A 16,103-nucleotide genomic window follows, 5' to 3' on the forward strand; every position below is an offset into this window, starting at 1 on the left:
AGCGAAGGAAGAGCCCATACCATGCAGTTGGCAATCACCGCCGCGGCGCAGTTATATCTTGAGCAGGCCGAGGCACTGGCGGCGCAGTTCCAGCTGCCGTTTCTCGGGCTGGTGGATGAAAAGACCATTGAAGACCGGCCTTTCGTACTGAGTTGCGGCGACAGCCTGCAGCTGTGCGCCACCGGTCGCAAGGCGCCTGGCCCCATCGCGGTGGACTTTGTCAGTGGCGCCGCCGCGCACCGGCGTAAATTCGGTGGCGGCAAGGGGCAGCAGATTGCCAAGGCAGTCGGGGTACGTAGTGGGTTTTATCCGCAGGTGGTGGATGCCACCGCGGGCCTTGGCCGTGATGCGTTTGTACTGGCTTCACTGGGGTGCGAGGTGCGAATGCTGGAGCGCAACCCGGTGGTGCACGCCCTGTTGGCGGACGGTGTCAGGCGGCTGCGGGAGGCGGCGGAACGGGATATCGAGCTGGCGCCCATTGCCGAACGCATGTTGCTGGAACCGAGGGTGGAGAGTGCCGCGGCCTGGCTGCAAGCGCAGCCGGCGGAGTCCATTCCGGTGGTGTACCTGGACCCGATGTTTCCCAGCCGTGAGAAAAGTGCCAAGGTGAAAAAGGACATGGCCGCGTTTCACGAGATCGTGGGCTGCGACGAAGATGCGGATGCACTGTTGGCACCGGCCTATGCCGCCTGTTATTACCGCACCGTGGTGAAAAGGCCGCGGCTCGCGCCGGACCTGAATGGCGAAAAACCGAGTCTGCGGTTTGAGGGGAAGTCGGGCCGCTTTGATCTCTATACCCGGCACGGAGTGCCGGGTTGAGAGAGGGGCGGAGGTCTCTTAACAGTTGACCTCGTTAACCGCGAGGCCGCCGAGCGAGGTTTCCTTGTACTTGCTCTGCATGTCGATACCGGTCTGGCGCATGGTTTCGATCACGCTGTCGAGCGGCACGATGTGCGCGCCGTCACCGCGCAGGGCCAGACGTGCGGCGTTAATCGCTTTTACGGCACCCATGGTATTGCGCTCGATACAGGGTACCTGCACCAGGCCGCCGATAGGATCACAGGTCAGGCCCAGGTTGTGTTCCATGCCGATCTCCGCGGCATTTTCAATCTGCTGGTTGCTGCCACCCTGAACCGCCGCGAGACCGGCGGAGGCCATAGAACAGGCGACACCGATTTCACCCTGGCAGCCAACTTCCGCCGCGGAAATGGAGGCATTTTTCTTGAACAGCATGCCGACCGCACCAGCGGTGAGCATAAACTCCACCACCTGATCTTTCAGGTCCCCGTGTTTTTCCGGCTCGTGCACGAACTGCACGTAATAGGCGATGGTCGCCGGGATCACTCCGGCGGCGCCGTTGGTGGGAGCGGTGACAATGCGTCCGCGCGCCGCATTTTCCTCGTTCACGGCGAGCGCGAACAGGCTTACCCAGTCGAGGATGGAGAGCCCCTGGCGGCGTTCCTCGTCGGTCTGTTTGGACAGCTCGCGGTAGTGTTCCGCCGCGCGCCGGCGCACACCGAGGCCGCCCGGTAAAATCCCTTTCTGGTGGCAGCCGCGCTGGATGGAGGCATCCATTACTTCCCAAATTCGCCACAGGCCGTCTTTCACTTCCTGCTCGCTGCGAAACGCCTTTTCATTCTCCATCGCCAGCTCTGCGATGCTCCAGCCGTGGCGTTCACAGATCTCCATCATTTCCTGAGCCGAACTGAAGTCGTAGGGGAGCAGGGTGGCGATCTGGTCCTTGTGGTGGAAATCCTCCTCGGACAGTACGAAGCCGCCGCCAATGGAGAAATAGCTGCGCTGGAACAGCAATTCATCGCCAACGAAGGCCTTGCAGGTCATGCCGTTGGAGTGCTGGGGCAGGAAGACTTCCTTGTGGAATTGCAGGTCGCGCGCCTTTTCAAAGTGGATTGCGCGGGTGCCGTTCAGGATCAGCTGCTGATGCTGGTCGATGGCCGCCAGGCGGGCATCGATGCGGTCCACGTCGATGGTGTCGGGGGCTTCACCTTCGAGCCCCATCAGCACGGCCATATCGGTACCGTGGCCGATGCCGGTCAATGCCAGGGAGCCGTAAAGATGTACTTCGACGCGTTCGGTTTTTACCAGTTCATTGCGCGCTTCCAGGTCGCAGACAAACTGCTTCGCCGCCACCATGGGGCCGACGGTGTGGGAGCTGGAAGGACCCACACCAATTTTGAACAGCTCAAAAACACTGATGCTCATGTGTTCGGGTTGTCTCTCGTCGCGTGCCGGAAATAGGGTCCGGCGGATATGTAAGTGTAGTTATATGGCCGGTAGGCCTATGGCAAACGGCGTACACGTTCGCTGAAGCCCCGGCATGGCGCAATACGGGGGGAGGAATTCAATATTTTATTTGGTCGGCAGGGGCGTGGCGTGCAACAAACGGCTAATTTGTTGCACGCAGCCGCATGGAATTTTGTGAATATCGCGGGGAAATTGGTCTAGTAGTCCGGGTCAGGGGGCAATCGCAGTGACTGTCGCCCGGAGTGGTGCCGGATGACCCTCGATGGTCCTGCTGTGATCCTCGGGATCGAGGAAATCGGCCAGGGATTCGAAACGCATCCAGTCGGTACTGCGCTGTTCCTCAAGGCTGGTGCGGTCCAGGTCGACGGTGCGCACGTCCGCGAAACCGGTTTTGCGCAACCAGCTTTCCAGCGTCGCGGTACTGGGAAAGAAAAACACATTGCGCATTTTCGCGTAGCGGTCTTCCGGCACCAGGCAGTCGCCAAGTTTCCCTTCAATGACCAGGGTCTCCAGCAGCAGTTGTCCTCCCGGGCGCAGGGTTTCCCTGAGCTCGCGCAAATGGTCGAGTGGCGAGCGGCGGTGGTACAGCACCCCCATGGACAGGGTGGTATCGAAGGCCTGCAGGTTTGCGGGCAGGGCCTCGATACCGACGGGCAACACATCCACTGGTTTGTCCAATCCCAGGTATTTTTTCAGTGCGTAAAACTGCGCGACGAATTTGGCGGAAGGATCGATGCCGATCACCCGCCGCGCGCCGGCACCATACTGCCGCCAGCAGTGGTAGCCACTTCCGCAGCCCACATCCAGCACCAGGCGATCGCTCAGGTCGTCGAGATGTGGCGCGACGCGGTCCCACTTCCAGTCCGAACGCCACTCGGTATCGATGAAAACATCGAACAGGGTCCAGGGACCCTTGCGCCAGGGGTGCAGTTTGCGCAGCTGGGTTTCCAGTTGCTGCCGTTGTTCGTCGGTGGCGTCGTTGCCGCAGCCGATGCGAACCTCGGAGGCAATTTCCAGGGAGGAGGGCGCAATGTCCGGCAGTGCCTGTAGCACCGCCTGCCAGTCCGGCAGGTCGCCCCAGCGCGCCGGGCTCAAGCCGTCGGCGATCTGTTGCGGCAGGGTGGCAAGCCAGGGGCGCAGGGCGGGAATATGCTGCAGGCCGGCGTAGAGCTGGGTGTAGTCGATCATGAAACTGAAAAACCGTCAGCCGTCGCGCCGCTTGATGGCGATCAGCGAGGCAAAGTTGAAGCACTGGAACCATACGTCGACGCTGTTGAACCCAACATTTTTCAGGCGGGTGCGGTGGTCGTACAGGGTTTCCGGGATCAGCACGTTTTCCAGGGCGCTGCGTTTCTGCGCGATTTCCAGCGCGCTGTAGCCGTTGGCGGCCTTGAACGAGTGGTGCAGGTCAATCATCAGTTCGTGGTGATCGGCATCGGAGAAGGCGACCTTTTCCGACAGGATCAGCACGCCACCCGGGCGCAGGCCGTCGTAGATTTTTTGCAGGATCTCTTCGCGCTCGCTGGTGGGAATGAACTGCAGGGTGAAGTTCAGCACCACCACGGAGGCATTTTCGATGGCCACATTCTGCAGGTCGTCGCACACCAGCTGCACCGGGAGCTGGCCGCTATCCGCCGCCAGCACCGTGCGTGCACGCTCAATCATCGCGGGGGAATTGTCCACCGCGATGATTGAGCAATCCGCCGCCGGAATCCGGTGGCGCATGGCGAGGGTGGCCGCGCACAGTGAGCTGCCCAGGTCGTAACAGCGGCTGCCAGCCTGGGCGTAGCGCTCGGCGAGGGTGCCGATCATCGCCACGATAGTGGTGTAGCCCGGCACCGAACGCTGGATCATGTCCGGGAAAACTTCCACCACCGACTGATCGAAACTGAAACCCGCGACCTGCCCCAGCGGCTTGGCGAAGATGTCGTCTTTCTTGCTCACAGGGTAACTCTCATGAACTCGATTACAGTTTCTCTTCGTGCAGATCCAGTGCGAGGCCCGCTTCGCGGCCCTGGCTGCCAGTGACAACCGCGGTGCTGGCCTTTTCCGGTTGCAGGTAGGTTCTACCCACCCGCTGCAGGTCTTGCAGGGTGACCTCGGTGACATTGCGGCGGAACGCCTGGCGCACGGCATGGGTGCGGCCATACAGGCTGGAATGGAATGCCTTCTTGGCTTCACCAGCGGGGGAGCCGGGTTTGTCCATGCCGCCCACCACGCCGAGAATGGCTTCTTCCACCTGCAGGTCGTCGTGGGTTTCGTTCAGCAGCCAGTCGATGGATGCATCGAAATCCTTCAGGGTTTCCGCCATGCGCGGATCGCGGTAGGAGTAGAAGCGGAATGCACCGATGTTCACATCGTGACTGGCGCCGCCGCCATAGGCGCCGCCCTGTTCGCGGATGGTGCGGTGCAGATAACCATTGCGCAGGAAACCGCCCAGTACCGCGAGGGCGGGGGCGTCGGCGTGAGACATGGGTACAGTGGGGTACGCCTTGGCGCAGAAGTTGACCTGGCTGTTGGCCACCCATACTTCCTGAACCTTGCGCGGGCTGAACGGCGCATTCTCTTCGGCGCCGCTGTCCGGGCCGCTGTTCACCAGCGGGCTCAGGGCGTCGGTAAAGCCCGCCAACTTGTCGTCCTCGCCAATCAGCAGGAACTGGCGCTTGGCACCGGCGATTTTCTGGTGGATGGCATTGAACTTGCCGGCCAGGGTTTCCAGGCCCGCACTGGTGTCGAGGGATTTCACCAACGCCTTCAATTGACGCAGGCCGAGCAGGCCGCCGGACTCGTGGCCGTCCGCCGCCGCGCGGTTGAAGCCGGAGCTGGCGGCCGCCATGGCGAGGGCGTGGCCGTTGCCCACCACTGACTGCTCGCGACGGGCGAGCGTTTGCAGCAGCAGTTCCTTGATGCGCGGCAGTTCGTCGAAGCGCACGTCTTCGATGGTGGCCTGCATCAGTTCGGTGAGTGCGGCCTGGTTAGCCGCCAGCGCCTTGCCGGACAAAATAAAGTGGCCTGACTGGCTGTCGAGGTTGTCGAGGGCCGTGCGGTGGCTGGTAAAGCCGTGCAGGGAGCCTGCAACCGCTGCCTGCCACTGCTGTACTTCGAGGTAGCTCTTGTCGCCGAGACCCAGCTCACTCAGTGTCTGGCAGTAATAGGGCAGCAGGGTGCGCTCTTCGTTGGTGAATTCCGGCAGGGTCGCTACCAGCTGCTGGTACACCAGGCCATTGGTGCCGGCACTGTAGCGGCTGACCTTGGCGCCGTTCAGTTGCAGCTCTTCGCCCTCGACCTTCGGCAGTTCCGGCGGAATATCTTCCACGCCCACTTTCGGCAGAATGGATTCGTCGTCCTTGCGCTGCTGGCGCTCGGCCAGCGCCTTGGCGGTCTGGATGATCTGCTGCTTTTCGCCGTCGTCGAGACCGGCCTTGATCTGTGCCAGGCGGGCTTTCTCCGCCTGCTCGGCACGGCCCGCCATGTCGGGGTCCGGCGACAGTACCAGACGCACCCGGTGCTGGTTTTCCACCAGCAGCTTGCGCGCGGCGCCGGCGATGAATTTCGGATCCTTGATCTGCTCGCGCAGTTTTTCCAGGGTGGCGTCGATATTGAGCAGGCCGATGGCGTCGCCGCGGTGGGTGGCGCCGGTCAGCGCGGTGAGAATCAGCTGCAGGCCGTAAGGGTAGCCGTCGCCGCCGATCTCGCGCTGTTGCAGTTCCAGCTGGTGCAGGGCCGCGGCGACCTGATCGTAGGGCACACCGTTTTCCGCCACGTCTTCGAGCACTTTCAGTACCTGTTGCTCCAGCTCGTCGGCGCGCTCGCGCTCGCTGCCTTCGATACCGCACACGAATACCAGTTCACGCTGGGAGTCGTCGAGGCCGCATAGCGGGGAGGGCGCCTGACCGAGTTCGGTGGTTTCCAGCAGGTGCATCAGCGGGGATGCGCTGTTGTCCAGCAGCACGCCTGCAAGCAGGTGCGCGGTCAGCGCCTCCTCCAGGTCGGTGACGTCGCCCAGCAGCCAGCCGAGCACAATGTGGGTTTTCTCTTCGAGGCCTTCCTCGCCGGAGAGTGGGAATTTCTCTTCCACCCGCACCGGCGCCACGTACAGCTTCTCCCGGCCCACCTCGATGGTTTTGTGCAGTTGGTCGAATTTATGCAGGGCTTTTTCTTCAAATACCGCCTGGTGCTCCGCCGCGTCGATATTGCCAAAGGTCATGAAAATGGCGTTGCTGGGGTGGTAGTGGGTACGGTAGAAGTTCACCAGCTCTTCGTAGCTGAGGTCGGGGATGTCCGCGGGCTCGCCACCGGAGTTGAAGTGATAGGTGGTGGTGGGAAACAGGTACTTGCTCAGTTTCTGCCACAGCTGGGAGGTCACCGAGCTCATGGCGCCCTTCATTTCGTTGAACACCACACCCTTGAACACCAGATCACTGTCGGGGTTTTCGGTTTCGGCGAACTCCAGGCGGTGACCTTCCTGGGCAAAGTCCAGCGGGTCCAGGCGCGCGAAGAACACCGCATCCAGGTACACGTCCAGCAGGTTGTCGAAATCCTTGCGGTTCTGGCTGGCAAACGGGTACGCGGTCCAGTCGGAACTGGTGAAGGCGTTCATAAAGGTATTCAGGGAGCGCCGTATCATCATGAAGAACGGATCGCGCACCGGGTACTTGTCGCTGCCGCACAGCGCCGTGTGCTCGAGAATATGCGCGACGCCGGTGGAATCTTCCGGTACCGTGCGCAGCGCCACCAGGAACACGTTTTCCGCGTTGTCGGCGGCAATGTGCAGGTGCTGTGCGCCGGTGCGGCGGTGGCGGTACTCTTCCACGCGGACACCGAGGGATTCGATCTCGGCACTGGTAATCGGCTCGAATGCGGGGTGTACGTTGCTCAAATGACGGCTCCATTGGGTAAATTGCGGTTGCCGGTGGCACCGGGAAACCCGGCGCGGGCAAAAACGGCGGCCATTTTAGCGCTCCAGGGCGGCGAAATGACAGGGTTGACAGGAGGGAGTTGACACCTGCGCCGCCGGTGCGAAACTTCCGGCTTTATTTGCTGTGCTAGTGAAATTATTACACTTCATAATTTGACCGGTACCGCCGTGACGCCATAAATGTAGTTGATAGGGGGAAGCGCGTTGAACTGGATGGACTATGCAAGCCTGGCGGGGTTCTGCCTGACGTGGGCGGGCTACACCTTATTTGCTCGCAAGAAGGCAAAAACCGCCTGGTGCCTGGCGTCATCCATGCAGTGGTATCGCGTCGAGTGGATGCTGCGGATGCTGGAGCGCGACATGCGCATGCCCGATGCGGCGATCCTCGGTAACCTGGAGCGGGTCATCGGTTTCTTTGCCTCCACCAGTATTCTGATCCTCGCCGGTCTGGTGACTGCCTTGTCCGCCAACAGCGCGGCGGTGGAGGTGCTCAGCAGCCTGCCGTTCGCCCAGCCCACCACGGTGCAGCAGTTTGAACTGAAGGTGCTGGTGCTGATCCTGATCTACATCTTTGCCTTCTTCAATTTCACCTGGTCGCTGCGCCAGTACTCGTTTGCCAATGTCCTGCTCGGCGCCGCACCGCTGGTGGAAGAGGGGGAGGTGACGCGCGAGGAGCGCCGCCGTTACGCCATCAGTGCCGCCAAGGTGATTGACCAGGCGGGGCACAGCTACAACTACGGGCTGCGCTGCTACTACTTCTCCATGGCGGTGATGGGCTGGTTCGTGCATCCGGTGCTGTTTATCGCCGGTTTCGTAACGGTGGTGTGGGTACTGTATATGCGTGAATTCCACTCCAGAACCCTGCAGGCAATTCTCGCCGCCGAAGGGCGCGCCCTCGACCAGCAGCGGGATAAATAATGCGCAGCCCCTGTTTGATGCGGATTGCAGCGCCGTGAGTGACCGCAATTTCGACGATCTTGCCCAACGCTTCAAAAAGCGCATTTACGGCGGCCTCAAGGGCGATATTCGCCTCGCGGTGTTGAACCGGGATCTGGCTCCGCTGCTCGGCGAGTCATCGTCCACTGACGCGGCGCGAGAACTGAGCATCGTGGATGCCGGCGGCGGCCAGGGCCAGTTTGCGTTGGATCTGGCGGCGCGCGGGCACCGGGTATGGATCACCGACATCTCCAGCGAGATGCTGGCGCTGGCACAGGAGCAGGTTGTCGCAAGGGCGCTGGCGGCGCGGGTGCAGACTTTGCAGTTGCCGCTGCAGGCGTTGAGCAGTGATGAGAGGATTCCCGATGTGGAGCTGCTGCTGTGTCACGCGGTGCTGGAGTGGCTGGCGCAACCGCAGCAGGCACTGGTGCATCTGGCAGAATGCCTGAAACCCGGTGGTTACCTGTCGCTCACGTTTTACAACCGTCGTGCGCTGGAATTCCGCCTGTTGCAGCGCGGCAGCCTGCGGCAGCTGGACCGCAACCGCCAAAGCGGTGACTGGGGAGGGCATCCCGGCAGCCTGACACCGAAGAACCCACTGTTGCCGGAAATGGTAATGGACTGGGTGGAGCAGGCGGGATTGACGCTGGTGGCACACAGCGGGATCCGCTGTTTTCACGATTTTATGACGCCGGAAATGCGCGACAAGTTGCCGTCGGCGGCCATTGTGGAAAAGGAGTTGCTATATTCCCGCATCGATCCCTACCGGCAGCTGGCGCGCTATGTGCACCTGTTATGCCGGCGGGTGTGACGAGTAGGCCCGAGTTTGGGTCAGCGATCCAGTTGCTTTAGCAGCAGCGCCTTGGCCGCATTGATTCGGGAGGCGAGGTAGTCGTTGCCGCCGCGGTCCGGGTGAAATTTCTGGATCAGCTTGCGGTGTGCGCCGATGATTTCCTCGCGGCTCGCGTGGGCGGATACGCTCAGGATCTTGCGGGCTTCTTCCACGGTAAGTTCTGGTTCGCGGCTAGTGGTGGTGCGGTGGTCTCCGCGCGCTTCGCTTTCGTTTTGCGATTTGCCGTTGTCCGCTTTCTGTTTCTCAGCCCTTGCCTGCGCGTGCTTGGCGATCAGCGGGGCGATCCACGGCAGGTGCCGCCCGAACGTACGCCACAACCGGTTGAGCAGTGGCAGTACCACGGCAATTGCCGCACCCACCCAGTGCAGGCGGCCCGTAACCGCCAGTAATACCGCGCCCAGGGCCAGGGCAATCAGCACCCACTGGAAAATTAGTTTGCGCCGCTGCTCCGGCGGACTGTATTTGAATTTCTGGATGGCCAGCCAGGCAAAAATGCCGACGGCAATCAGCAGGATCATGCGGCCCAAGGTGTGCTGCCCCCAGTGGAGTTGAAACGTCAGGCCGCAAGCGTATCAGATGTCGACGCGAAAACCGATGGCACTGAAATCACTGCTAACCGGAGCCGCGACAACATTGCTGCCATCGATGGCGTTTTCGAAGTAGAGCCGCACCCGCTCATTCCAGCGGTACTGGAAGCCGAAATAGAGTTGGGACAGTTTGTATTTATTTCCCACCACCAGGGCAGCGTCGAATTCCGGGTCGTCGGAAACCAGGTAGTTGTTGCCGCCATAGGCTGTGTAACAGTTATCCGCACCCCAGGTGTAGCTGAAGAACGTTTCTACCCCCTTGGCATCGAAAAAATTGGTAATCCCTATCACTGAGCCCTGTGGTGCGAGTTCGTTGTTCTGGGAGCGCTGGAGGACAACCGCACCGTAGAAGCCTTTGGAGAAGGCCTCGCCGCCGTAATAAACCCCGAGCGCCGTGGTCCACGTGTTGCTGCTGGCGTTGAAGGCAAAAGTATCGTCGATCAGGACCGGTTCGCCGCTGGAGGTGTCGAAGATGAGCCCGTTTTGGCTGGCGATATCCAGTTTTACCCGGTTGTAGGCGGCGCCGAAAAACAAACCCTTGCCAATATTGGCCCGGTAAACGGCGGCAATGCCGTGACTTATGCCGTATTCGCAATCGCCCGGTGGGCATACCATAAGGGTATCGGGGCCGGCGATGTCATCGACGCTGATTTCCAGGTCTGCCACGTGGGCGGCGTATTGCATGCCGATCTTGAATTCACCCGATTCAAAATCCCACGACTTGCGCCAGGCGATGGCGCTGTCGGCACGGCCGGAACCGGTGACACCGCCGTCTGTTCCCAGTGAATAGGTGCCGCTGGCGAGACCCCCGGATACGTTGTACCAGTCCGTGATATAGGTTACTTCGTAATACACGCCCCACTGTTTGCCCAGGGAGAATTCACCCCATTTGGGGTGTTTGAAAAATCCGTGTCCCTGGCGCAGGTAGAGCGGCTGGCGTTCGTCGCCCGGCGCCACCTGCTGGTCGCCCTGGATCACCACATTGCGGGCGGAATTGATGGCCCTGACACCCCATTCGACATTAAAGCCCGTGTCCCACTCATCGTAGGCGGGCACATGCAGACCGATGCGAATCCGTGAGGCGCCGTCCTGCATTTGGGTATCGCCGAAGCTGTTCACCATATGCGCGGTGAAATACCCCTCCATATACAGGGTTACCTGATTGGATTGGTAGATCGGCACTGCCTGGGCACTGGACGCTGCGGCAATGATTGCCGCAGCCAGTAGCTGCCGATGGATTTTTTTGTTCATGCCCTGGTCTCTTGCTTGCAGGCGTCGCATTACATCGGGCGTCGGTACTGCACAGAATTTTCGTCACTTGCAAAAATAGAACAGCCAGTAAGCCGGGGGTGAGGAAAACGATGCACTGCACATAATTGGCAGTGAGAGCTTTTTTTTGGTCGAATATGCTGCTGATAACGCGGATTAAACATTCTCGGGCGCTGCGGCTTGAAATGTCATCATGTTGCGCCAAATTAACAATCGGAAAACGGTAAAGCCGAGGAGGCTATTGCTTTGGCAGAAGACAACTCTCTCAGTCGACAAATGTTCGGCCTGACAGTGCGCAAAAATGCGCACCCGGATATGCGCCGGTTGCGACGGGAGGCGGGGGATGCGAGCCTGCACGGAAACAAGTTCTGGAAAAGCTCCTGCCTGACCATGGATTACCTGACGAAGAATCCACTGATTAAGGGCGCGCGGGTTCTGGATCTGGGATGTGGCTGGGGGCTGGGTGGGATCTTTTGTGCCAAAGCCTTTGATGCCAAGGTGACGTCGCTGGATGCGGACTCGTCGGTATTTCCGTTTGCGCAATATCACGCTGAGCTCAATGGTGTGGAGATCCAAACCTGGCATTGCCGTTATGAAAAGGTGACGGAGGCAGCCTTGAAAGAATTCGACGCGGTCATCGGAACCGATATCTGCTTCTGGGACAAGCTTGAGGCGCCGCTATTCAATCTGACACGCCGTGCACTGCGAGCCGGTGTTGACCGCATAGTGCTGGTCGATCCCGGACGGCCACCGTTCCGTCAGCTGGCCGAGCGCGCAGTGGAAAAGCTCGACGCCGGTTATTTCGAGTGGCAGACTCAGCGCCCGATCAAAGCCAAAGGCTGTATCCTGCACGCCTGCGCCTAGGGAGCCACCGAAAAACTACTGCGCAAGTGCCTGGCAGCGTCCGGCGGTGCTCACAATCCTCACGTACTTTAAGTACGCTCCGGTTGTTGCGCTCCGGCGGCCACTACCAGTCACTCGCTCGCTACGTTTTTCAGTGGCCCCCACAACATTATTTTTGAGGTTCGCGATGCATTACGACAAATCCCAGATTCCCTCCGCAGAAGAAGCTTTACCGGGGCGTGCGGATTCCATGCCTATTAGCGGCGTGCATTTTGTTTCCGGCCACCCGATGAAGCCACCGTTCCCGCAGGGTTTGCAGCAGGCGGTGTTCGGTATGGGCTGCTTCTGGGGCGTAGAGCGGTTGTTCTGGGAAGTGGATGGCGTTTACGTCACTGCCGCCGGATACGCGGGTGGCCATACCCCGAATCCGAATTACCGCGAAGTATGCAGTGGCGGCACTGGCCACGCGGAAGTGGTGCTGGTGGTGTTTGATCCCGCCAAGGTGAGTTACGGGGAGCTACTGCGGCACTTCTGGGAGGAGCACGACCCGACCCAGGGAATGCGACAGGGCAATGATCTGGGTACCCAGTACCGCTCCTGCATCTACACCTATGGCGATGAGCAGCTGGCCATGGCCCGGGAATCGGAAGCGGCGTTCCAGCAGGCGCTGGCGGAAAAAGGTTTTGGCGCGATTACCACTGAGATTTGCCCAGCGCCGGAATTTTTCTACGCCGAAGAAGACCACCAGCAGTACCTGGCAAAGAACCCGGGTGGCTACTGTGGCCTTGCCGGCACCGGCGCCTGCCTACTGCGCTGATCAGGCACCCGCTGATTCGGTGCGCGGATACAGGATGTGTGCGCACCAGTCGCTCCAGCTGCCCGGGTAAAGCCGGGCCTCGCGTCCGATCAGGTTGAGGGAGAAGAGGTTCACACAGGCTGTCACCCCTGAACCGCAGTAACACACGATCTCGTCGTCCGCCGGGATGCTCTGCCAGTGCTCACGTAGTTCCGCCAGTGGCTTGAGAAAACCTTCGTCGTTGGTAATGGCCTGCCAGGGCTTGTTAACGGCGCCGGGAATATGTCCGGCGATGGGGTCGATCGGCTCTTCTACACCCTGGAAACGCTTGTAGTCGCGGGCGTCCACCAGTTGCCAGGGCAGATTGTCCAGGTGCGCATAGATATCTTCGTAATGCAGCAGTTCGTCTGCTTTTGCCGCGGCAGTGAAATCGCCGTGTGTTGGCTCGTCCGCAGCACCTTCGACTATTTGCTGTCCCGCATTTTTCCACGCGCGGAATCCGCCGTTTAACATTGCAACCCGCTGATGGCCGAAGTGTTGCAGCAGCCACCAGGCGCGCGCGGCAAAGGCAAAGCGCTGATCGTCGTATACCACTACCTGGGTATTGCTGGAAATTCCAGCAGCGCGAGCGAATTCGGCAAACTGATGGGCGGAGGGGAAAGGGTGGCGGCCGCCGTAGCGGGCGCAGGGTGCAGACAGGTCCCGGTGCAGGCTGGCATAGCGCGCACCCGGAATATGTCCTTCAAGGAAAGCGTTTTCTCCGGCGCTGGCATCCGCCAGGTCGTAACGGCAGTCGAGAATAACCAGCTCACTGCCTGGTTGCGCCGGATTCCGGCCCTGCAGGTGAATGCACTCGGCCAGTTCGGAAACTTCGATGACACCCTGATAGTTCATAGCTACTGCTTTTTATCGTCGTTGTGGGGCCAAATTAAGCCGCAGCAATGAATTTGTCCAGCCTCAGTGTGCTTCTGAATACCGGCTGCCCGTCGGCGTCTGATGGCGGGGTGGTTCGCTCTCTGTCTCCGTCTTTTCTCCCGGTAAAACACCGGCGTCTGACTTTGCTGTCTGCTCGCCTTGTTTGGCCTCGGGCTGGGATTCCTCCCGCGCGCGCTCGGCTTCCAGTTCCGCGATTTTCTGTTCCAGCTCGGCCTGGCGCGCCAGCTCTTCACTGCGGCAGCTGGCTGCGGTTTCCACAACCGACTGATCCGGGTGATCGAGGAAAGCGGCCGCGGCCTGTTCTGCGCAATCGCTCGCGGAAATCACGTCATGGGCAAGCAGGGGAAACAGCAGCCACTGGTGATTCGGGAGCTTTTTACGCGCGCTATTGGCGTCGTCCGCGGACAGTACCGGGTCCAGTGCACCGTGCATTACCAGTGCCGGGATCTCGGTTTTGATGGCGCGGGATTCCAGTAGCGGGGCCGAGGGAATGGCCCAGATGCGGCACTGGATCTGCAACATGTCGATGTCCGAGCGCACCGAGCCGCCGAGAATGCCACTGGTGGAGGCGGACTGGCGCGCCAGCTCGAAGTCCACAAATGGTGCCTCCTCATAACAGAAGTGACTGATACCGGCGGCGTCGCCAAAGTTGGGGTCGAGCACCAGTCCCATAAAACTGGCAATGGAAGGCTTCAGCAGTTCTGCCTGTTCGGCTTCCAGCTCTTCGATGATCGCCGGCAATTCCTTGTAGAAATTTTCGTTGTACAGCGCCTGGAACAGCACCCGCAGCAGGCGCTGGCCGCTGAGCACAAAGGGATACTGTTTGCCGGGGTGGATATTGCTGGTGTCCACGGTGAGAGGCTCTTCATCCAGCTGCTGTACCAGCGCCTCCAGGCGGCGTTTGAGATCCGGGTAGCGCTTGCTGCACTCGGCATTTTTGCCGCAGTAGTCGATGCCGCGCTGATAGGCAGCGATGACATCCTGGGGTAGTTGCTGGGTGTAGATGATGTTGGGGAAGACGGCGCTGTTCAGCACCATGGCGCGCGCAGAGTCGGGAAAATCCCGTGCGAACGTGAGGGCATAGCGGCTGGCGTAGGAGACACCGTAAAGATTCAGTTTGGGGACTCCCAGTGCCTGGCGCAGCGCCTCCACATCCCTGGCTACCGTGGCGCTGTTGTACTGGGCGAGGTCGGCAACTTCACTCAGGCGGCTGTAGCAGCGCTCCATGCTGTAGGTGAATACCCGGGATTCTTCATCGGTGCTGAGGTTGCGGGTGAAGGCGAGGTCGGCGTCCTTGACGAATTCGTCGCAGGCGAGCTTCGGCGTGGCCATACCGGTACCGCGGGGGTCGATAACGATCAGGTCGCGCCCATCTTCGATACTCATCCCGGCATAGTTGACCCACAGCCAGTCGCTGGCGTTTTCCGGCTCAAGTCCCATGCTGGCGCCAGGGCCACCGGCGCCGAGGTGCAGCAATGGCTCCTTGTCCGGATCGGTGATGGTGGCGAAGAAGCGCACCACCGGAAACTGGATCTTGCGTCCTGCGGGTTTGGCATGGTTCTCCGGCACTTCCATCATGTAGCACTGGGTGGTCGGCCAGTTGTTCTCGGTCTCAAACCAGCAGGGTTTGGGGATCAGCCGGTTCGGGTTTGTCACCTGCGCCTGTTCTTCCGGCGCACAGCCGGCCGCAAGCAGCAGGGTCAAAGAGAGAAGCAGGGTGGCGGGGAAGAAACGTGCGGACATAATCTGGAAAATCTGGATTGATGGATCGCCGGTCAGGTAGTGCCGGGGTTACACGGGCGGATTATTCCCTGATTACAGGGTTTCTGGGCCTAAACGCCGGGTTTCGGACCGATACGGGCAATGGGCGCTGACAGGTTCCAGCGCAGTGCCGCAAGGCGGATGCACAGGGTAACCAGCACCGCAATCGCCACCACGGCCTTGCCGGGCAGCACTTCGATGTCGTCCAGTATCACCAGAGCGGTGGCGCCACTCAAGGCCGCGGTGGCATAAATTTCACGGCGCAGCAGCAGGGGGATGTCGCCGCAGAGAATGTCCCGGATCAGGCCGCCAAAGGTGCCGGTGATCACGCCCATAACGATGGCGATGGCGGGGGAGTGGCCGAGGTCGAGCACTTTCTGGGTGCCGATCACCACAAACACGGCGAGTCCGGCGGCGTCGGCGATCATCAGCAGGCGCATGGGTACCTGCAGGTAACGGATGAGATAGAAGCTGATGACACCGGTGGCAACGGCAATCCACAGGTAATAGCTGTCGGCGAGCCAGAATACCGGCACGTTCAGGATCATGTCGCGGGTGGTACCGCCACCGACGGCGGTTACACAGGCGAGCACCACCGCACCGAACAGGTCCATCTGCTTATGCCCGGCGGCCAGTACGCCGGTAAAGGCGAAAACGACGATGCCGATCAGGTCGCACCAGTAAAGCAGTTGTTCCATGGAAATTTTTCGCGCGTGAGTTTTCGGTCAGCGCAAGATTATGGTGCGACTTGGGGGCAAGGTACAGAGCGCACAGAGGCTCTAACAAACGTTGGGGCGGTACTGCTACCGGGTACAGTCTTGTGAGACACGCCGTATACCCATCCCTGGGGGCTCTGCACCGCCATCCATGGCGGTGAAGGTCTCACAAGACTGCACCCGGTATCAGTACCTTCGCATCTCGCGAAGTGGTAATGGCCAG

The 16,103-nt window shown here is 60.5% G+C and carries 14 protein-coding genes; 5 read left to right on the forward strand and 9 right to left on the reverse strand.

What is annotated here, in order from left to right:
• Positions 1 to 21: 21 nt before the first annotated feature.
• On the forward strand, positions 22 to 819 hold the full coding sequence (locus VIL80_RS06630) for a class I SAM-dependent methyltransferase (protein ID WP_332035335.1): 798 nt from the start codon (positions 22 to 24) through the stop codon (positions 817 to 819).
• 18 nt (positions 820 to 837) lie between these two features.
• Here VIL80_RS06630 and VIL80_RS06635 read toward each other — a convergent pair whose 3' ends face one another.
• The 4 genes from VIL80_RS06635 to VIL80_RS06650 form a co-directional block, all read right to left on the reverse strand.
• Positions 838 to 2,223 carry an L-serine ammonia-lyase gene (locus VIL80_RS06635; RefSeq protein ID WP_332035336.1) on the reverse strand — a complete coding sequence of 462 codons (1,386 nt, stop codon included), beginning with the start codon at positions 2,221 to 2,223 and terminating at the stop codon, positions 838 to 840.
• Positions 2,224 to 2,475: 252 nt separating this feature from the next.
• Positions 2,476 to 3,453, reverse strand: coding sequence for a tRNA 5-methoxyuridine(34)/uridine 5-oxyacetic acid(34) synthase CmoB (gene cmoB / locus VIL80_RS06640; RefSeq protein WP_332035337.1), 978 nt, complete (start codon positions 3,451 to 3,453; stop codon positions 2,476 to 2,478).
• Between the two features lie 15 nt (positions 3,454 to 3,468).
• Positions 3,469 to 4,209: a carboxy-S-adenosyl-L-methionine synthase CmoA gene (gene cmoA / locus VIL80_RS06645; RefSeq protein WP_332035338.1), complete on the reverse strand. Its 741-nt coding sequence runs from the start codon at positions 4,207 to 4,209 to the stop codon at positions 3,469 to 3,471.
• Positions 4,210 to 4,231: 22 nt separating this feature from the next.
• Positions 4,232 to 7,144, reverse strand: coding sequence for an insulinase family protein (locus VIL80_RS06650; protein ID WP_332035339.1), 2,913 nt, complete (start codon positions 7,142 to 7,144; stop codon positions 4,232 to 4,234).
• Positions 7,145 to 7,396: 252 nt separating this feature from the next.
• Here VIL80_RS06650 and VIL80_RS06655 point away from each other — a divergent pair, with 252 nt between their 5' ends.
• Together VIL80_RS06655 and VIL80_RS06660 are read left to right on the forward strand one after the other, a co-directional pair.
• Positions 7,397 to 8,101: a DUF599 domain-containing protein gene (locus tag VIL80_RS06655; RefSeq protein WP_332035365.1), complete on the forward strand. Its 705-nt coding sequence runs from the start codon at positions 7,397 to 7,399 to the stop codon at positions 8,099 to 8,101.
• A 34-nt stretch (positions 8,102 to 8,135) separates the two neighbouring features.
• Positions 8,136 to 8,930 (forward strand): methyltransferase domain-containing protein, encoded by a 795-nt coding sequence (locus VIL80_RS06660; protein ID WP_332035340.1) that lies wholly within the window; start codon positions 8,136 to 8,138, stop codon positions 8,928 to 8,930.
• 20 nt (positions 8,931 to 8,950) lie between these two features.
• Here the strand turns inward: VIL80_RS06660 and VIL80_RS06665 are convergent, their stop codons facing one another.
• Both VIL80_RS06665 and VIL80_RS06670 read right to left on the reverse strand, forming a co-directional pair.
• Positions 8,951 to 9,490, reverse strand: a complete 540-nt coding sequence (locus VIL80_RS06665; protein ID WP_332035366.1) for a J domain-containing protein — start codon at positions 9,488 to 9,490, stop codon at positions 8,951 to 8,953.
• 54 nt (positions 9,491 to 9,544) lie between these two features.
• Positions 9,545 to 10,810 carry a porin gene (locus VIL80_RS06670; RefSeq protein ID WP_332035341.1) on the reverse strand — a complete coding sequence of 422 codons (1,266 nt, stop codon included), beginning with the start codon at positions 10,808 to 10,810 and terminating at the stop codon, positions 9,545 to 9,547.
• 264 nt (positions 10,811 to 11,074) lie between these two features.
• On the opposite strand from VIL80_RS06670, the gene VIL80_RS06675 reads away from it, so the two are divergent.
• Positions 11,075 to 11,692: a class I SAM-dependent methyltransferase gene (locus VIL80_RS06675; RefSeq protein WP_332035342.1), complete on the forward strand. Its 618-nt coding sequence runs from the start codon at positions 11,075 to 11,077 to the stop codon at positions 11,690 to 11,692.
• Between the two features lie 166 nt (positions 11,693 to 11,858).
• A complete protein-coding gene (msrA, locus tag VIL80_RS06680; protein WP_332035343.1) occupies positions 11,859 to 12,488 on the forward strand; it encodes a peptide-methionine (S)-S-oxide reductase MsrA in 630 nt (209 codons plus the stop codon).
• On the opposite strand, the gene VIL80_RS06685 is transcribed toward msrA, so the two are convergent.
• From VIL80_RS06685 to VIL80_RS06695, 3 genes are all read right to left on the reverse strand, one after another.
• A complete protein-coding gene (locus VIL80_RS06685) occupies positions 12,489 to 13,361 on the reverse strand; it encodes a sulfurtransferase (RefSeq protein WP_332035344.1) in 873 nt (290 codons plus the stop codon).
• Between the two features lie 63 nt (positions 13,362 to 13,424).
• A complete protein-coding gene (locus tag VIL80_RS06690) occupies positions 13,425 to 15,146 on the reverse strand; it encodes an alpha/beta fold hydrolase (protein WP_332035345.1) in 1,722 nt (573 codons plus the stop codon).
• Between the two features lie 89 nt (positions 15,147 to 15,235).
• Positions 15,236 to 15,862, reverse strand: a complete 627-nt coding sequence (locus VIL80_RS06695) for a trimeric intracellular cation channel family protein (protein WP_318954252.1) — start codon at positions 15,860 to 15,862, stop codon at positions 15,236 to 15,238.
• Positions 15,863 to 16,103: the final 241 nt, after the last annotated feature.

It is taken from the genome of Microbulbifer sp. (genome assembly GCF_036563125.1).
Classification (GTDB): Bacteria; Pseudomonadota; Gammaproteobacteria; order Pseudomonadales; family Cellvibrionaceae; genus Microbulbifer.